A 17863-nucleotide genomic window follows, 5' to 3' on the forward strand; every position below is an offset into this window, starting at 1 on the left:
GTGCAAGTCGAGGTCTTCCGGCAGATGGGCAGTGTGAGAACTTCCATCCTGGAAGACCTCGACGTCTATCCGCGAACCAGCCGCCGACCCTCGACTACACCCTCAACTGCGAAGAGCCTCTTAACAGCATACACGTCCGCCTCGTCGAGCTCCGCGACGTCGTCCCAGCCGACGCCCTCCCGGTCAGCGGCGTCGAGCACCGCCGACACCGAGTGCCGAGACACACCCTGCGCCGCGATCTGCCGACCCGTGAGCCCCTCCGCGCGAAGCCTCAACACCAGCTTCGCCTTGATCCTGCGTACCATCCGAACTACTCCTTCTGCCGCGTGATCAGCCACGCGGCAGAAGGAGCCTAGGAAGGTGGCGCCGAACCCGAATACTCGGTGGCGCTCAACGACGCGAACGCGCCCACGAGCAGGTGGCGCTCAACCGCAATACTCGTGGCGCTCAGAGAAGCGAATATTCACCTGGAGACGGATGGCGTCAGGCCAGTGGCAGGAACGTTGGTTGAGTCCTGACGAGAGAACCCGCAGGGGTTCTGGCGTCATTCCGATCTCGGGCACAGTGGCGCTCGGCTCCGGGTCAATGCAACGGGGCAGGCCCTCGGCGTGAAGCCAAACGAGTAGGCACTATGGCATCGCTATGCTGCCGCGGGACCGAGCAAGTCCTCGAGCAGCCGAGCCCAGGACTCGTCCACAAGGCGGGCGTAAGCGTTGAACATGCTCTGAGCATCCAGTGCTTCGAGCGCACTCAGCACCCGTGGTAGTTCCTCACCCTCGTCCTTGTCGATGCAGGCGAGTTCGCGCTGCTCACCGGCCAGATCTGCGAGGAACGAGGTCTGCTTTCCAACCGTTGGTGTTCCAAGCTCCAGGGCTCGAACAGCGATCCCACTCTGAAAGTACAGGTTGTAGGGCAACAGCACCGCCCAAGCCTCCGCCAATGCAGAGTCAAGTTCGCGGTCTGGTATAAAGCCCGCTGAAACCTTCCAGCCAGGTAGATCTTCGGGCCATCCTCGTCCGAGGATCTTGGCTTCGATGCCGCGTTTGGAAAGCTCGGGCCCTAGGCGGGCTAGTAGAGCGAGGTCACGTTCTGGCTTGTACTGTCCGGCCACGACGATGGACGGCGCTGCCGTCTTCGGCCTTAGCTCCTGGGTTGTGCGTATTGGGTGGAGAGCATCGACAATCCTGTGATGTGGCAACAACGCCGCCGCTTCACGGTGTGCATGCGATGAGTGAACGATAATCAGCGGTGCCGTGCTGGGGTTCGCGCTGGATGCCCACCTCCGTGCCAGCTTACTGAACCCAACTTGAGTACGAAGTGGGACGGGGTCGTGCAGGATCATCGCGTGCGTAGCATTGGAGTTGCTCCACAGCCTGGCCTCCAGAAGCCCCAGACTGGGCCAGACTTGCACGTTCGAAGACCCGCCACGTCTGAACTTGGCGATGTTGAGGGCGGCGTTCGCAAACATCTGGGCCTTGCCGGGCAACCCGCTCAAACCCTCGACCGGCCGCGCCGGGTTCCTTGTAGCGGTCACGCCATGTCGTTCGAGGGTCTCCTCAAGCTCCAACTCGTAGTGCGCCAACGTCGACACAAGTGGATTGGTGTAGCGCAGTTCCATCAGCAGTCCCTGGCGAGCGCCGCAAGGCAGCCGCGCGTCCCTTGAATCACGGCGGGGTGCATCGACCGGGTCTCGCGAGACGCGGAGGAGACGGCGATGCGGGGACTGTTTCCAAGGACGCCCTTCACGCGGGCAGCTACAGTGGCTGGATTCGATCTCATCAGATGTGTTCTCCGTGTAGGTTGAGTTGATTCGCGGGATCAGGCTGGACAGGCGTTGTTCACAGCACGCCCATGGCTGAGAGCGCGAAGTCCGCGACTGCTATCCCGCCGCAGGCCACCGTGGTGGCGATGATTGGCAAAAGCACCATTCGACGTTCGACGACCGCAGCCGCACCGATCAGCATGATGGTCATTGCAGTCAGCTCACGCGCCATCGCGAACCAGATCGCCGCGTCGAGGGAATACTGCACCGCCCAGCCGACGCCTAGCGAGAATGCAAGTCCGATCAGCCTTGGCGTGATGGCCCATCGCATTCGCCCGAAATACATGAGTGCCGGGAGCAGGCAATAGCAGACTATCGAGGGAATGGCGGTCGCGCTCATCAACGGAACAACCCGGAGCATGTCGTCCCAAGAAGCGTCCAGTATGACGGGCGCGACAAACCTCGCCGCGACGTAAGTAGCGGCGACGACTACTCCACCCACTCGTATTGCGTGAGGTAGTGAGTCCATAATGATCTCTCGAATTTCGTCAGCGGACTTCTCGCGTGCGTCCATGACGCGCGATTGAATGACGTTGAGGGTGCTGGTAGACAGCGAGTCTGTAATGCTCCGTGACAGCGACCAACCAAGGTTGAAGGCCCCCAGTGCTCCCGCCCCCCCGAGCGCACCGACTGCGATTCGATCAAGCTGATACTGCGCCTGCATGCTGATGATGAACCCGCCAGCTGACGCAAATGCTGCGGCGTAGCTTTCCTCTGACTCGATCAAGATCTGTGGGGAAAGTGTTCTCTTCGCTGCTAGGTGCAGCCCGATCGAGAACAACAGCTCGGTCAGGACGAGCTGTGTGACCGAGCCGAGCGCGTTGTGCAGCCACAGCACCAAGGGGACTCCCGCGAGCAGAGCGATCGCTGCAGATGACCCGGAGATGCCGGAGATCAGTTTCCAGCTGCCCGCACGCTGTAGGCGAGCAAGCGGAACAATGCTGGTGGCCATGATTGTGGGGAGCGCAAGCATGGGCGTCATCGCCAACAGATCCGGGACGGGCGCACCCCACCAACCGACGATTGCTAAGGTACACGCGAGGAAGAGAGTTCCAAGGATCGGGTACCAGACTCGGTACGTTCGGAGGAATCTCGTTCCCGTTGTCGTTGCAACAGCGGCCGTCGCGATTCGCTTCGCCGCCCCATCGGTGATCGCTTGCAGGATCGCGTAGCCCGTCATCATGGCCGCGTAGTAGCCGACGGTGGTTGGATCGCTCGTGGCAGCGAAGATGACCATGAGGAGGGCTGTGCCTGCCCGCGGAGCGAGGCGTTCGACGAACGCCCAAAGAAGGGTGATCACCTAACCACGCACTTGCGACGTCTGTTCTCGGACTCGTCGACCACGGTATGAAGGAAGGACATACCGCGGGACCGCATCTCGGTCAGGTGGATCTCGACATCTCGATAGTCGATAGGTGTATCGAAGGCTGACAAGTCAGTCTGCTCGGAGACTATTCGCTCGGTAAGGCGCACGCGAGTCAGCAGTTCGCTCATTCGGCCCCCGGTCCCCGGTGCGGACACAACAGCGAAGTCCCGTTGATACAGCAGCGAGAACGCTGTTGCATGGAACGAGTTACTTACGACGAATCGTGCTTCCGAGATGTAGGAGAGGAAAGTCCCAGGAGTCAGGTCCACCGGCCGCGTCACCGGGAACGGCCACGCGGCGGGCTCCAGCGAGACGTCAACGACCTCGACGCTAAGGGACGCTCGAAGGTGATTAACGAGCCGAATCAGCGATGCGCGCGTTGAGTGCGTGTTCACCGCGTACAGCAGGAGGTACGGACGACGCGGGACGCTCGCCTCGTCACTGTACTTCTGAAAGTCACTCGCCGTCATCAGCATGACAGGGTCCGGGACGAGCTGAACCGGCGTGGTCGCCAGCTTTGAGAGCGGAGCCATCAGGTGAGGTTCCCGCAAGGAAAGATGGTCGATCGGAGGAACAAGCGAGGCGAGGGCACGCTGGTGTCGCGCTGGATCGAGTTGCGGCGTACTCACTGCGTATCCCGCCCTGACGACGTGGGCGGCTCCGAAAGACAGGAAGTAGGCGGGGTCAATTCCACCCATGTTCGTGGGGTTCCACACCTGGTCGCTGCCAACGACGTAGACATCCGCTTCGGGAGGTGTAGCGCGGAGCTGTCGCATCGATTTGTAGCGTCGAGTCATCTCGAAATGTCGAGACCGGTACGATTCGAAGCGTCTAGCTTGACTACGGCGCTGCCCTTGCGTCTTCCAGAGCAGCACGGAGCGGATTGCGCGGGCAAGAGCCTGCTTGGCGGCAGAAGACACGCTCGCGCCGGTCGCGGTCGCGCCGCGAAACTTCCAAACAGCGCTGAGCACGGGGTTGGGGAGCGGGGCGTAGTGTTGGGAGTGCCCCGGCGGGCGGTAGTCGATGACACGGACCTCGGCACCAAGCGACTCCAACCGGTCCTGGAGTGCGATCGCCTGGAGAACGGCCCCATAGTTCTGGGCGAAGTGAAAGTTGAGCGTGGCGACCTGGATGTTCGCCAGGGCCGGCTCAGGTGACTGATCCACGATCAACGATCTCCAGACTCGTGCAGGGTCATGATGGACTCGACGCTCTCGCGCCGTGAGTACGGGACTCGTGTCAATGCAGGTTGGCGGCCGACTGCGACGAAAGTCACGAGTGCTTCCGATTTGGGCAGATCAAGTAGAGCGCGGACCTTCTTCTCGGATCGTGGCCACAGCATTGCTGTGAGGGGGCACGTACCCACCCCTGCATCTTCGAGCGCGTACATCAGCGTCATCGCAAAGAGAGCGCCATCGACAAACGGCTGGTTTCGCTCGGTCGCCTCGACGTAGTACGAAGTGTCGCTCGTTACCAACAGGAGCACCGGTGGGCGGTCGTAGCCCCCGAGCCCGGCTTGAATCCTCAGTATCTTGTCAATCAGGCCAGGGTCGGTCACGACATGAAGCCGAGAGGACTGCCTGTTGCAGGCGGAGGGGCTCCTAGAAGCGATCGAGGCGGCATCGGATATTAAGCCCAGATCAACCGGTCCGGGCTCGAACTCACGAAGACTCACGCGATCGGCTGTGAGCTCGCCAAACGACCGGTGCCGCTGCCGATCGAAGCGGACTGTGCGGAACCCGCCAGCTGTGCTGCTACCCAGTATCAGCTTCTGTACCTCGGGTGCGAATAGTGCGAGTTTGTCGCCTACATTCACCCCGAGATCATCGTGTCGGCTGAAGTAGGTACGTAGAGTAGCGCACGCGGCGTCGAAGAATGTATCGCGGGGGTCGCGACCATCATCAATCCATCGATTGAGCAGCTGGGCGAGAGCCGTCAGCGGCCTGTTGCCGAATGACGGTCGAAAGTCCTCGCGCGTGAGCCCCTTCTCAATTGAGTGCGTGTAGTACATGATCAGCGCACGATCGTTCCTGACGTTGATCGATTGGCCCGCTGGGGCGGCATGCTTGTGATACAAGAGATGGTCGTTATAGGTAAGTTGCACTGCCCGGCCACGGTGAATGGCACGACGCAGTGGGCCGTGCATTGAGCTGGGTATGAAGTCTCGGAAGGACACCATCAGTGCACCTGCTTTCTTGCGTTGGTTCTTATGTCGGCCCTCAAGCGAAAGGAATGCGATTGCTCCAGTCGCATGTCGCTAGGCCGTGTGCGTGCCGGCACTACTCCCCAGTGCGCTCTGGTATGCGGAGCACACGAGGGGCCACGTGAACGCCTGTCGAGAGCGGGCTAGGCTGACCGCGGACGATTCGGCTTGTGCGTCAGCATCCGAGGCAAGCGCGAGGACCGCGGTGGCTATCGATTCTGGCGTTGGGTCGCAGAACCGACCTCCTGCCCCGAGCACCTCACGGTTGTAGACGGTGTCGCGCGCGACGATAGGTGTCGCGGTTGCCATGGCTTGCACCAGCGTGGGGTTGGTTCCGCCGACGCTATGCCCGTGAAAGTACACGGCAGCGTGTTGCCAGAGCGAGTATAGCCGTCGGTCATCGCTGAGATGGCCGAGCCAGGTGACGTGGTCGTTGTTTGCCGCGAGCGTCGCTACTTTCTCGTCGAGCTCGCCTCCGTATCCTGACGAGCCAACGATCACGACAGGCACCGTCTTCGCGATCTCTTCGGCGGCTTCGACAAACTCCGGAATGGTGTTCTCAGGAACGAACCGCGCGACCACCAGGACATATCCTCGGTGTTCGAGTCCGGACTCGAGTGGCAGCTCAGCGACCTCATCGCCTCCGTAGGGGATATATATGCCGTCACGGTTAAAGTCTTGTCCCCAGCGTCGAGCGATCTCGTGAGAGTCGAAGATGAGGGTGTCGGCGAACTTAGCGGTCATCCAGGCCCCAAGCCTGAAAATCGTCTTCGCGATGCGGCCCCACTTCGCGCGGTCCCATTCGATGCCGTCCACGTTTACGACGGTCCGGACGCCGCGTGCCCGCAAGAGAGGTAGATAGTAGCCGTTCGCCACGTTCATGACGAGCGCCACGTCCGGGCGCTTGCGTGCAGCATCGAGTGATGCCGTCAGGCCATACGACAAGGTGCTCATGGACTTGGACTCCGTGCCACGAGTTGTGATCACCTCCACCCGTGGATCTCGTTCTGGGTCGTCTAGTTTCGTTGCTCCTGGTCTGCTGTAGACCGTGACGTCCCAGCCTTGATCAGCGAGATGGGGCGCGAGCTTTCGCACGGCTGTCTCAAACCCGCCGTAGTAGCTCGGGTAGCCGCGAGTACCGATGATTGCAACTGAAGGCACGAATGATGTCCGATTGCTAGTGCGAGCTGCCATTGGGGGCGATCGCTGCTTTCACTGTCTTGAGAAGGATCGCAAAGTCGCCTACGAGCGACCAGTTCTCCACATAGCCGAGGTCGAGGCGGACCGACTCGTCCCAAGACAAGGTGGAGCGGCCCGAGACTTGCCATAGTCCAGTGATGCCTGGCTTGGCGAGGAACCGGCGGTGCACGTGGTCGGCGTACTGCTCGACCTCAGAGGGCAGGGGCGGGCGAGGGCCGACCAGCGACATCGAGCCGCCGATCACGTTGAACAGCTGAGGGAGTTCGTCAAGGCTGAACCGGCGCATGAACCGGCCGACACGAGTGACCCGAGGGTCGTTGGTCATCTTGAAGAGCACCTCGTTGCCGGCATCCTGTGCCTGCTGCGCTTTGAGATCGGCAAGCAGATCCTCCGCGTTGACTACCATCGAGCGGAACTTGAGCATTGAGAACTCACGGCCGCGGTAGCCGATCCTGGTCTGGCGGAAGAGCACGGGGCCGGGGCTCGACAGCTTCACGATCAAGGCGAGGACCAGCAACAGCGGACTGATGACGATCATTCCCCCACCCCCGAAAGCAGCAGATCCACCGCGCGTTTGGTGAACTGCTGGCCGCTACTGAACCGCGGCGTCTCCACGTGGATCAGCGGCAGGCCGGCCACCGGTCGGGTGTGCACACGCGGACCGGCGACGTCGGTGATGCTCGGGGCGAGCACGAGGTGCTGCCTGCCGGCCTCGATGCTCCACGAGATCTGCTTGACCTTGTTGGCGGGCAGGTCGTCGGTGCTCGTGACCGCGACCGTATCGGCGCCGGTGATCGCGAGCGCACGCTCGACGCGGTCGACGCTGCCCATGATCGGGATTCCGGTGCTCTCGATCGTGTCGGCGATCTTGCCCGACGGCACACAGGCGCCGACGACGCGGTAGCCGGCGGAGGGCGCTCGACGCAACTCACGGGCGGTCTGGGCGACCGATTGACGTGACCCGACGAGCAGGACCTTCGCGGTGTAGCGTCCCATCTGACGTTGCGCGACGAGCCACTGGCGCCACAGCCAGCGGGTGAGCAGCAGCATGAAGATGCCGAGCGGCAGGGAGATCAGCAGATAGCCGCGCGCGACGTCGATGCGTAGCAGGAAGGCGAGGATCGCGATCGCGCCGAAGACGCCGAAGCTGGCGCGCACGATGCGCGCGTACTCGCTCGCGCCGACGCCGATCACGCGCTCGCTGCGTGAGTCGGCGAGGGCGAGGGCGAGCATCCAGATGACGATGAGGACGCCGGAGGACGCCCAGTACGAGAACTCGCTCAGACGGCTGTCTTCGCGGATCGAGACCTGAGCGTTGCCCAGGCCGAACCACACCAGCTGCGTGCCGAAGACCACCCACACCAGCACGAGGAAGTCGGTGATGCGCAGGCGGCGGGCATAGCGCTCTCGCCAGGGGTCCAGAGGCGGGGCGGTCGGCGTCGGCGCAGTGGTGGCGCTGGGTTCACCCATTGGTGCCTCGACGTGAGAAGTCGGCATGTGCCCGACGGTCGACGACAGCTGCTCGGCAGGTGCGGCGCGCAGCGCTTCCACTGTCACGTTGGTCACCTCCGAAATCGATGCGGCAGGCGCGATCGTATCGAGTGCAGGTTTCGGTGATGTGTCGTGTGTCATGTCGGCCCAGGGGGGAGCTGGTCAGCAATTTCCCAGATTAGCTCTCGTGGATGAGGGAGTCCTCATCCAAACGTCGAGGACGGTAACTGCGCGCAGTGCGTCTATGAAGACGGCGATCAGGATTCCGATGCAGGCTCCGGTGGTGTTGGCGACGATGTCGAGAACGCTCGGGGTCCGGGCATCCAGCAGCAGCGCCTGTACGCACTCGATCGTGACCGTCGCGAGGAACGCGACCGGCAGCACGAGCCAGCGGTTGCGCACCAGGATGAGCGTCAGCAGCAGGCCCAGCGGCACGAACAGCAGGATGTTCGCCGCGAACTCGATGCGGTCGTAGGTCAGTACCGGGATCGCCCGCGTGATGAGGCGCAGCAGCGGCCCGGCGCCCTGGTCGACGGGCACGGGCCAGAAGGCGATGCCTGTGAGCAGCAGGGTGTAGGCGAGCAGGTAGGCGCGGGTGTTGCGGCGTTTCGACTCGCCGATCGGAGTCACCCGCGGGTCGTCCTTCATCTTGAACATGACCTCGTTGCCCGAGTCCAGTCCCTGCTCCTGACGCTCGCGCCACAGATTCTCGAGCAGCTCCTCTGCGTTCGTCACCATTGAGCGGAACTTCAGCATGGTGAACTCCCGGCCACCGCGGCCGATCCGCACCTGTCGGAACAGGACCGGCCCTTCCGAGGTCAGTCGAACCGTCATCGCGAGGAATGCGAGCACGGGGCTCAGCAGCACGACAGCGACGAGACTCACCGAGATGTCCAGCGCCCGCTTGAGGAAGTTCTGGCCCTCGCTGAAGCGTGGCGTCTCCACGTGGATGAGAGGCAGGCCCGCGACCGGACGCGTGTGCAGGCGCGGCCCTGCGATGTCCACGATGCTGGGCGCAAGAACCAGGTGCTGACGCCCCGCCTGCAGGTTCCAGGAGATCTGCTTGACCTTGTCTGGCGGCAGCTCGTCGGTGCTGGTCACGGCGACGGTGTCAGCATCGGTGAGTTCCATCGCGCGCTCGATCGCGTTGACGCTACCCATCATGGGAATCTCGGTCCCGGGTACGACATCGGCGACTGTTCCACTGGGCGTACACGCCCCCACCACGAGGTACCCGGAGCTCGGGCTGCGCCCGAGCTCGCGTGCGATCTGCGCGACAGAATCGATGGACCCCACGAGCAGCACCCGTGCCGAGTATGTTCCGCGCTTGCGCATCGCAATGAGCCACTGCCGCCACAGCCATCGCGTGAACAGCAGCACGAGGATGCCGACCGGAAGACTGATCAGCAGGAAGCCGCGCGCCACGTCGATCTTCGTCAGGAATGCAAGGATCGCGATCGCCCCGAACACGCGCAGGCTCGAATCGACGACTCGCAGATACTCGGTGGGGCCCGAGCCCAGTACCCGCGTGCTCCGCGAGTCGCTCCACGAGAGCGCGCCCATCCACACGACGATCAGCGACGCCGAGAAGACCCAGTACGACACCTCCGAGATACGCGAATCCTGCATGATCGCCAGTTGCGCGTTGCCGAGGCCGAACCGGGCGATCTGGGTGCCGAAGACGACCCACACGAGCACGAGCAGGACGCTGACAACGAGGCGGCGCCGAACGCGGCGACGCCAATCGCCGATGCGGGCGCAGTGGGAGGATCATGGTGGAGTGGAGGGTAACCCGAACAGGCCCGCGCGCGTCTGTCCTGTCGGAGGTGGTGTCCGGTGCTCCTGCCTCAGGAGGTTCGTGAGGCGACTGCGTCGTCGCATCGACCTGGAGTTCGGTCGACACTTCGGCATCCTCCTTCATTGAACCTCTCTGAGCCCCCCGGCTCGGGGAGCGTATCACCCGAATGTGTCAGGCGTGTATCACAGTGAACGCTGGTGACGCTCGACGAACCCACAGCTTAGAGAACGATGAGGGGCCTCTCATCCGACTTTTGGTGGCAACTCGACGAAGCATCGGCGACAGCCGCAGGGGGTCAGGCGAGGGTCGTGCCGACGACCACCAGCACGAGGTAGCTGAGGTTGTAGACGACGTGCGTGAGCACTGCTGTCCAGATGCGCCCGGTCAGCAACACGAGCATCGCGCACGTGCCGCCGACGGCGCACAATTGGATGCCGTCGGTCAGCGTCAGCGCGCCGGCAGCGCCGTGCAGCAGCACGAATCCTCCCGCCGAGACGAGCAGCGCCGTCAGCCCCGCCGCAACCGACCCGACCGGGCGCCGCAGCAGCTGGAACACGACCACGAGCACCACGGTGCGGAAGAAGAACTCCTCCACCAGCGGAGCGATGAGGCCGGCCGGCAGCGCCTCGGTGAGCCACCACGAGGTCGGCAGCGAACCGTCAAGCGTCGGCGCGGAGGGGAACGCCGAGGCATCCGCCCCACTCAGCCAGCCCTGCAGCAGCCGCAGCGCGAGACCCAGCCCCACGCCCCACAGCAGGTCGATCGGGCGCGCCTTGAGCAGACCCGCCGGGCGCGACCGAGCGAACGCGAATACAACGGCGGCGAGCATGCCGGCCCACAGCACGAGCGTCGACGCGAACGGCGCCCACGGCAACGGCGCACGCGCCAGCAACCCACCACCGACGACGCCCAGCCCGACGCCGATGAGCGCGACCGCGAGCACGGTCACGTCCCACGGGCGCACCGTGCGGCCGCCCTGACGCCAATCAGTGCGCTTGCGGCGCCGGCGCCCCGGCCGTTCAACCTCGGCGACGTCAGTAAGCTGGTCTGGCACGCGCCCAATTTATCGGGTTGAGCACTGTGCCCCTGCACCACGACTCCCTCCACCCTCCGCCGGGAAGGCCGCTGTGCTCGAGATTCTCACTGTCTGCACTGGCAACATCTGCCGTTCTCCGCTGGCCGCGCAACTGCTTTCCGCGCGCCTCGCTGACCTCGATGTCACCGCGACCAGCGCCGGCGCTCGCGCGCGCGAGGGGGCAACGATGACACCCGAAGCGGTTCAGCTCGCCGCACACCGGGGCATCCCACTCGGTGTGTCTGGCGCCCACCGCGCGCGCTATCTGACCGCCGCCCACTTGCACGCGCCGGTGCTCGTACTCGCGATGGCGCGCGAACACCGGCGCGAGATCGTCGAGCTCGATCCGACGCGCCTGCGCACCGCGTTCACGATCCGCGAGTTCGCCCGGCTGAGTGCCGACCTCACGGACGACGAGGTGCGTTCCGCGGCAGGCGCTGCGGGCGCTGACCCTGCGGCCCGTGTCGCGGCCACCATCGCGCTGGTCGCCGGCAGACGTGGGCTCGTGCTGCCTCTCGCCGACCCCGCCGACGACGACGTGATAGACCCGTTTGGCCGCTCGATGCAGACCTACGAGCGCTCCGCTGCTGAACTCGACCCCGCCGTCGCTGCCGTCGCACGCGTGTTCCGTCTGTCATTGGCAGGAAACACGACTGTGGCAGACTGAAACCGATCTTTCCCGGGGCCTTCGCGCCACCGCGTCACCGAGAGGCACCATGGAGCTCAGCGACTACCTCCGCATCCTCCGCAAGAACTGGCTCGTGATCGTCGTGCTGACCCTCGTGGGGCTCGGCGCGGCCGCAGCGTACTCACTGACTCGCACCCCCGAGTTCGAGTCGTCGAGCACGGTCTTCGTCTCGACGCAGGGCAGCACGGTGCAAGAGCTTCAGCAGGGGTCGAGCTTCACGCAGGCCCGCATCAACACCTACGTCGGCCTCGCGACGGCACCTGTCGTGCTCAACCCGGTGATCGCCGAGCTCGGCCTCGATGTCACGGCGCGCACCCTCGCTGAGTCGGTGTCTGTTGCGGCACCGCTTAATTCGACCCTCATCACCGTCACGGTCACCGACCCCGATCCAGTGATGGCGGCCGACATTGCGAACGCGATCGCCGCCAGCCTCGCGACGGCCGTGCCACAGCTTGAGCCCGAATCGGCCGATGGCACAAGTCCGGTGCGCCTGACCCGCGTCAGTGACGCCCAGCCCGCGCTCTCGCCGTCGAGCCCGAATGTGCCGCTCAACCTCGCGCTCGGCGTGCTTGTGGGCCTCGCGCTCGGCATCGGCGTCGCCGTGCTGCGCACGGTGCTCGACAACAAGGTGCGCAACCCCCGTGACGCCGAACAGATCACCGCCGCGCCCTCGATCGGCGCCATCGCCTACGACCCGAAGGCAAAAGACCGGCCACTCATCGTGCACGCCGATCCGCTCAGCCCGCGGGCCGAATCGTTCCGCGCGCTGCGCACCAACCTGCAGTTCCTCGACATGGGCGGGCGGGCGAGCTTCGTGATCACCAGCTCGATTCCGAGCGAAGGCAAGTCGACCACGACGATCAACCTCGCGATCGCCCTCGCCGATGCCGGCAAGCGCGTTGCGCTGCTCGACACCGACCTGCGCAAGCCCAAGGTCGCCGAATACCTCGGCATCGAGGGCGGCGTCGGACTGACCGACGTCTTGATCGGCCGTGCCCGGGTCGGCGATGTCATGCTGCCGTGGGGTGGCCGCAGCTTGTTCGTACTGCCGGCGGGCAAGGTGCCGCCGAACCCCAGCGAGTTGCTCGGCTCAGACCAGATGGCAACCCTTCTTGAGGTGCTCGAACGCGACTTCGACGTCGTCCTGTGCGACGCCCCGCCGCTGCTGCCCGTCACCGACGCGGCCATTCTGGCGCGTGCGACAAGCGGAGCCCTGCTGATCATCGCGGCGGGCAAAACGACGAAGCACCAGCTGACCGGCGCCGCCGAGGCGCTGCAGACCGTCGGCGCGAAGCTCGCCGGTTTCGTCATGTCGATGGTGCCCACCCGCGGCGCGGACTCGTACTACTCCGCCTACGGGTACGGATATGGGTACGGCTACGGCGCGTACACGCAAGAGAAGCCGAAGGGCAAAGCCAAGAAGGCGAAAGATGGTGCTGCCGCACGGCGGACAACCCCCGTCGCCGCCGTGCCGCACGAGCCGTCAATGTCAGAGCTCGGTTTCGAGACGCGGCGCGATGCTCGCGAGGCTGATCGGAGCTCGTGACCCATGGCCGGCCTCGGCCGCCCCGGCCTCAGCCGCGGCGGCGTGATCGTCAGCGTGATCGGCGTGGTGGTGTTGACCATCGCGGTGGGCGCGCTGAGCGTGCTGGCATATCAGCGCACGCAACCGACTGACGCAGGCGAGACTGCCCGCCCGGCCCCCACGTTCACCTTCGGCACCGACAGCACGGCCACGCCCTCATCCACACCGGCCGTAGCGCCCGCGCCGGGTGCTGAAGAGCGCTTCCTTTCCGTCGGCGCGTCGGCGATGTGGCGCGCGACCGCAGGCGAATGCGGCGTCACCGCACCCGTGATCGAGCGGTCTGGTGACGAGGGCGAGACGTGGGCCGACGTCACGCCGCTGTATCAGGACATCGCGCAAGTGCGTGCGCTGACCTCGTTCGGCGGGGTCAATGCCACCGCCATCAGCGACATCGGCGACGCCTGTGCGACGACGGCACTGCGCACCTTCACCGACGGGCGCTTCTGGGAGCCGAATGCCGAGGTGTTCGCCACCGCGACCTACGCGCCACGCACTGCCGGCACGGTCGTTGTCACCGGGGCCGATGTCGCTGCCCCCTGCCCCACGCCCTGGGCGGTGCGCGCCAGCGGTACGACCACCGTGCTGATCTGCGACGGCACGGCATACCTTTGGGGCGGAAACAGCTGGCAGGCGCTGACGACCCAGGCCCGGGCGATCACCGTGGACAGTGCCGGGGTGGTCGTCGGCCACGTGACGCAGGACTGCGCGGGCCTGCAGCTGACTCGCTTTGCTGAGTCCGAAACGATACTTGGCTGCGTTGAGGGAGATGTCGCCGGCGAAGTGGCAATCGACCTCGACGGCGATGAGGTCGTCGTGTGGAGCGCAGCGGGCATCAGCCGCACCGTCTCGGACGGATGAGCCCTCGATGTGTCACGTTCTCGCAACGCAGCGCACGCACACGACTGCTAACGTGAGCCCAGTAATCGGGAACCACACGGAGCCGGGGGAGAGAGTGAGTGACGTTGACACCCGATAAAGCGGTCGAATTGACCGAAACCGGATCGACGAAGCTCCCCCCACAGCCCAGTCATTGGCGTGAGAACTACAGCCGGTTGCTGTGGTTCAGCGACCTCGCCGTGCTCGTATGGGTCGTCTTCGGCACGCAGATCGTCTGGTTCGGCACCGGCCAGGTAGACCTCGTCATCGCGCAGAACCACGACGTCAGTGAAATCTCCTACTGGGCGTTCTCGACCCTGTTGATCATCGCCTGGATGGCCGCACTGTCGCTCGCTGACACGCGCGATCACCGCGTCGTCGGCACCGGGTCTACCGAGTACGCGTACGTCGCCCGGTCGAGCATCACGCTGTTCGGCGTCATCGCGATCGTGGCCTTTCTCACGCGCATCGAGGTCGCCCGCGGATTCTTGCTGCTGAGTCTGCCGATCGGCATCCTCGTGCTGCTGTTCGAGCGCTGGCTGTGGCGCAAGTGGCTGCTCTCGCAGCGCTCGGTCGGCAAGTACACCTCACGCGTGCTGCTCGTCGGTTCGCGGTCGTCGGTGATCTCGGTGGCGCGCGAGCTGCAACGCAACCGCGGCGCCGGCTATGGCGTCGTCGGGGCGTGCGTGCCGAGCGGCGCCGTCGCCGAAGTCATCGAAGAGATCGACCTGCCGATCATGGGGTCGGTGAACGCCATCGGTCGAGCGCTGCAGGTATCGGGCGCCGACACCGTCGTCGTCACGAGCACCGACGAACTGCCGATCAACAAGGTCAAAGAGATCTCGTGGCAGCTCGAAGCCGGCCGCCAGCACCTCGTGCTCGCCCCCAGCATCGTCGACATCGCGGGTCCCCGCATCCACTCGCGACCCGTCGCCGGGCTGCCCCTCATCCACGTCGAGACGCCGAGATTCAGCGGCGGGCAGCGGTTCGCGAAGCGCTCGCTCGACGTCGCGGCTTCGGCGCTCGGCATCATCGTGATCAGCCCCGTGCTGCTCTTCCTCGCTGCGTCCATCCGCCTCTCGAGCGAGGGGCCCATCCTGTTTCGGCAGACCCGCACGGGCCTGAACGGCCGCGAGTTCACGATGCTGAAATTCCGCTCGATGGTCGTCAACGCCGAAGAGCTGCTCGAGAAACTCCGCGATCAAGAACGCGACGCCGGCAACGACGTGATGTTCAAGATGAAGAACGACCCGCGCGTCACGCCGATCGGCCGCATCATGCGCAAGTACAGCCTCGACGAACTGCCACAGTTGTTCAACGTGCTGGGCGGCTCGATGTCACTCGTCGGCCCGCGCCCCCCGCTGCCCAGCGAAGTCGAGCTATATGCCACGCACGTCTACCGGCGGTTTCTCGTCAAGCCGGGCATCACGGGGCTGTGGCAGGTCAGCGGCCGCTCGAGCCTCAGTTGGGAAGACACCGTCCGCCTCGACCTGTCGTATGTCGAGAACTGGTCGTTCCTGGGCGACGCCGTCATCTTGTTCAAGACCGCGCGCGCGGCCCTCGCCCCCGGCGAAACCGCGTTCTGACCTCGCGCGCCGTTCCGGGCCTGCCCGTCTCACGCCACGAGTTCGGCGACCCGCTGGCGCAGCTCGCGCGGCAGAAACGGCTTGACGACGTAGTCGTCGGCACCGGCATCCTTCGCCCGGGCGATATCGGATGCCGACGACCGCGCCGTCAGCATCATGATGCGCGTCTCGGCGAACGCCACGTCGGCCCGCAGCGCCTCACACACCTCGATGCCCGTCATGCGGGGCATCATCCAATCGAGGATCACGATGTCAGGGTGACGGGAACGCGCCTGGGCGAGCCCCGCTGCGCCATCGATCGCGAGATCAACCTCATGACCGGCACCGCCGAGCACGGTCTCCACGAGCGCGGCGACGTCGGCATCGTCTTCGACAACCAGAATGTGAGCCACAGCTGTCCTTTGCACGCGGACGGATGTTGTGCCTACCGTACACGTCGCGCAGATGATCGGCGCTATCTTCAGAGCATGCCCCCCACTGCCCCCTCGCTTGCCGCGCCGGCGGCGCGCGAGGGCCTGCGCCGCGCGCTGTTGTGGACGGCGGGCCCGCTCGCGGTCTTCGCGCTCGCCGTCGTCGGCACGCATTTGCTGGTCGCCGACCTGACGGTCGCCCTATGGTGGCCCGCCGCGGGCGCCGCCGCATGCTTCGCTCTGCACGCGCGGCGATCAGGGCGCCCCGCGATGATCCTCGCGCTCGTGGTGATCTTCGCCGCGAGCGTGATCGCGAACTTCATCGGCGGGCGCGACCTGCCCATCGCCCTCGCGTACGGTGCCGCGAACGCGATGGAGATCGGCCTGCTGATCACGTTGCTCTTCTGGCGGGCTGCCGACCTGCGGCTGCAGTCACTGCGCGACGCCGCGCGGTTTTGCGTGGCAGCTCTGATCGCCGCGCTGGCTCTGGGCCTGGTGGTTGCCGGCATCGGCGCGGCCGCCTACACCCACGACTTCGCCACGGTCGCAATACTCGTGGCCGCCTCGCACGCATCGGCCATCATGCTGATCGCTCCGTTCGGGCTGCTGCCGCCTCGTCTCGACACTCCCCTGCATTGGGTCGAAATCGCCCTGCAGACGGTGCTTCTCGGCGTCGCCGTCGCCGTCGCCTTGCGCCCCGGCTCGGCCCTGCCGCTGAGCTTCCTCGTGTTCGCGGTGCTCGTGTGGGCCGCGCTGCGCTTTCCGCCCGTCGTCGCTTTCGCCCAGTCAGCTCTCCTCGCTGTCACTGTCGTCGCCCTGACCATCATCAGCGGCAGCCGATTTCTCGGGGCAGACCTCGCGCCAGTCGATCTGGCGGTGACGACCGACGCCTTCCTCTGCACGATCGCGATCTTCACCGTCACCGTCGTGTCGGCGCAATACTCCGATGCCGCCAACACGATCGCCGTGTTGCACGCGGCTCGCGTGCGCGTCGCCGCCGAACGCGAGACCTCCCAAGCGCTCCGACTGCACCTCGAGCTCGACCGGCAGCGTGAAGACTTCCTGGCGGCGACAAGTCACGAGCTGCGCACCCCCGTCACCATCATCGCCGGGTATGCATCGCTGCTCACCGACGAGACCCTGGCCAAGCCGCACGACGAGTGGGTGGGTGCGATCTCGCGCAACGCCGCACGACTGAGCCTGTTGCTGAGCAATCTGCTCGCGGTCGCCGGGGCGGCCCGCAATGACGAGCCGAGCGCCGACGACATCGCCGCGCACGAGCTGGTCGACGGTGTGCTCCAAGCCCTGGCATCCGTGATCGACGAAGCGGACTGCACCGTGGTGGCGCCCATCGACACCACACCCCGCATCTTCGCTGACCGCCGTGATGCGCGACACCTCGTCAACGAACTCGTCTCGAACGCAGTGAAGTTCAGCGGTCGCGGCGGCACCGTGCGCCTCGAAGCCAAGCTCGTCGGCGATGACGTCGTGTTCACCGTCGACGACGACGGACCGGGAATGGATGCCGACGAGGTCGCACAGGCATTCGACCCCTTCTATCGCGCGCCCGGTGCCGCGATGAGCTCGACGCCCGGTCTCGGGTTGGGGCTGCCCATCGCGCGCACCCTCGCCCGGCGCAACGGCGGCGACATCACGATCGTGTCGCAGGTCGGCGTGGGCACACGGGCGACGCTGGCGCTGCCCGCCGCCCGCGCCGGTCAATCCCTCTCGACCGACGACGCCGGATAAACTGCGGGCAGGGA

The 17863-nt window shown here is 65.2% G+C and carries 16 protein-coding genes; 5 read left to right on the top strand and 11 right to left on the bottom strand.

What is annotated here, in order from left to right:
* Positions 1 to 65: 65 nt before the first annotated feature.
* The 10 genes from BGO46_RS10510 to BGO46_RS10550 all read right to left on the bottom strand — a co-directional run bounded on the left by BGO46_RS10510 (position 66) and on the right by BGO46_RS10550 (position 10934).
* Entirely contained in the window at positions 66 to 305 is a 240-nt protein-coding gene (locus BGO46_RS10510; protein WP_292678407.1) for a hypothetical protein, read from the bottom strand.
* Positions 306 to 640: 335 nt separating this feature from the next.
* Positions 641 to 1618, bottom strand: coding sequence for a glycosyltransferase (locus tag BGO46_RS10515; RefSeq protein ID WP_292678409.1), 978 nt, complete (start codon positions 1616 to 1618; stop codon positions 641 to 643).
* Positions 1619 to 1838: 220 nt separating this feature from the next.
* Positions 1839 to 3122 carry an oligosaccharide flippase family protein gene (locus BGO46_RS10520; protein WP_292678411.1) on the bottom strand — a complete coding sequence of 428 codons (1284 nt, stop codon included), beginning with the start codon at positions 3120 to 3122 and terminating at the stop codon, positions 1839 to 1841.
* On the bottom strand, positions 3119 to 4354 hold the full coding sequence (locus BGO46_RS10525; RefSeq protein ID WP_292678414.1) for a polysaccharide pyruvyl transferase family protein: 1236 nt from the start codon (positions 4352 to 4354) through the stop codon (positions 3119 to 3121). Before BGO46_RS10525 ends, BGO46_RS10520 begins: the two co-directional genes overlap by 4 nt.
* Positions 4355 to 4356: 2 nt before the next feature.
* A complete protein-coding gene (locus tag BGO46_RS10530; RefSeq protein ID WP_292678416.1) occupies positions 4357 to 5199 on the bottom strand; it encodes a nitroreductase family protein in 843 nt (280 codons plus the stop codon).
* A 246-nt stretch (positions 5200 to 5445) separates the two neighbouring features.
* Positions 5446 to 6552: a glycosyltransferase gene (locus BGO46_RS10535; RefSeq protein ID WP_292678417.1), complete on the bottom strand. Its 1107-nt coding sequence runs from the start codon at positions 6550 to 6552 to the stop codon at positions 5446 to 5448.
* Positions 6553 to 6568: 16 nt separating this feature from the next.
* Positions 6569 to 7129: a sugar transferase gene (locus tag BGO46_RS14650; protein WP_366246823.1), complete on the bottom strand. Its 561-nt coding sequence runs from the start codon at positions 7127 to 7129 to the stop codon at positions 6569 to 6571.
* Positions 7126 to 8157: a hypothetical protein gene (locus BGO46_RS14655; RefSeq protein ID WP_366246824.1), complete on the bottom strand. Its 1032-nt coding sequence runs from the start codon at positions 8155 to 8157 to the stop codon at positions 7126 to 7128. Before BGO46_RS14655 ends, BGO46_RS14650 begins: the two co-directional genes overlap by 4 nt.
* 87 nt (positions 8158 to 8244) lie before the next feature.
* On the bottom strand, positions 8245 to 9780 hold the full coding sequence (locus BGO46_RS10545; RefSeq protein ID WP_292678419.1) for a sugar transferase: 1536 nt from the start codon (positions 9778 to 9780) through the stop codon (positions 8245 to 8247).
* 395 nt (positions 9781 to 10175) lie between these two features.
* Positions 10176 to 10934 carry a CPBP family intramembrane glutamic endopeptidase gene (locus tag BGO46_RS10550; protein ID WP_292678421.1) on the bottom strand — a complete coding sequence of 253 codons (759 nt, stop codon included), beginning with the start codon at positions 10932 to 10934 and terminating at the stop codon, positions 10176 to 10178.
* A 73-nt stretch (positions 10935 to 11007) separates the two neighbouring features.
* Here BGO46_RS10550 and BGO46_RS10555 point away from each other — a divergent pair, with 73 nt between their 5' ends.
* The 4 genes from BGO46_RS10555 (at position 11008) to BGO46_RS10570 (ending at position 15690) form a co-directional block, all read left to right on the top strand.
* Positions 11008 to 11622, top strand: coding sequence for a low molecular weight phosphatase family protein (locus BGO46_RS10555; protein WP_292678423.1), 615 nt, complete (start codon positions 11008 to 11010; stop codon positions 11620 to 11622).
* Between the two features lie 49 nt (positions 11623 to 11671).
* Complete coding sequence (locus BGO46_RS10560) at positions 11672 to 13189, top strand: polysaccharide biosynthesis tyrosine autokinase (protein ID WP_292678424.1); 1518 nt, start codon at positions 11672 to 11674, stop codon at positions 13187 to 13189.
* A gap of 3 nt (positions 13190 to 13192) precedes the next feature.
* Positions 13193 to 14086, top strand: a complete 894-nt coding sequence (locus BGO46_RS10565) for a hypothetical protein (RefSeq protein WP_292678426.1) — start codon at positions 13193 to 13195, stop codon at positions 14084 to 14086.
* Between the two features lie 128 nt (positions 14087 to 14214).
* Positions 14215 to 15690: a sugar transferase gene (locus BGO46_RS10570; RefSeq protein WP_292678428.1), complete on the top strand. Its 1476-nt coding sequence runs from the start codon at positions 14215 to 14217 to the stop codon at positions 15688 to 15690.
* A gap of 29 nt (positions 15691 to 15719) precedes the next feature.
* Here BGO46_RS10570 and BGO46_RS10575 read toward each other — a convergent pair whose 3' ends face one another.
* Positions 15720 to 16082, bottom strand: coding sequence for a response regulator (locus BGO46_RS10575; RefSeq protein ID WP_292678430.1), 363 nt, complete (start codon positions 16080 to 16082; stop codon positions 15720 to 15722).
* A gap of 75 nt (positions 16083 to 16157) precedes the next feature.
* Here BGO46_RS10575 and BGO46_RS10580 point away from each other — a divergent pair, with 75 nt between their 5' ends.
* Positions 16158 to 17849 carry an ATP-binding protein gene (locus BGO46_RS10580; protein ID WP_292678432.1) on the top strand — a complete coding sequence of 564 codons (1692 nt, stop codon included), beginning with the start codon at positions 16158 to 16160 and terminating at the stop codon, positions 17847 to 17849.
* Positions 17850 to 17863 lie beyond the last annotated feature (14 nt).

Origin of the sequence: Microbacterium sp. 70-16 (genome assembly GCF_001898315.1) — a bacterium.
GTDB lineage: Bacteria > Actinomycetota > Actinomycetes > Actinomycetales > Microbacteriaceae > Microbacterium.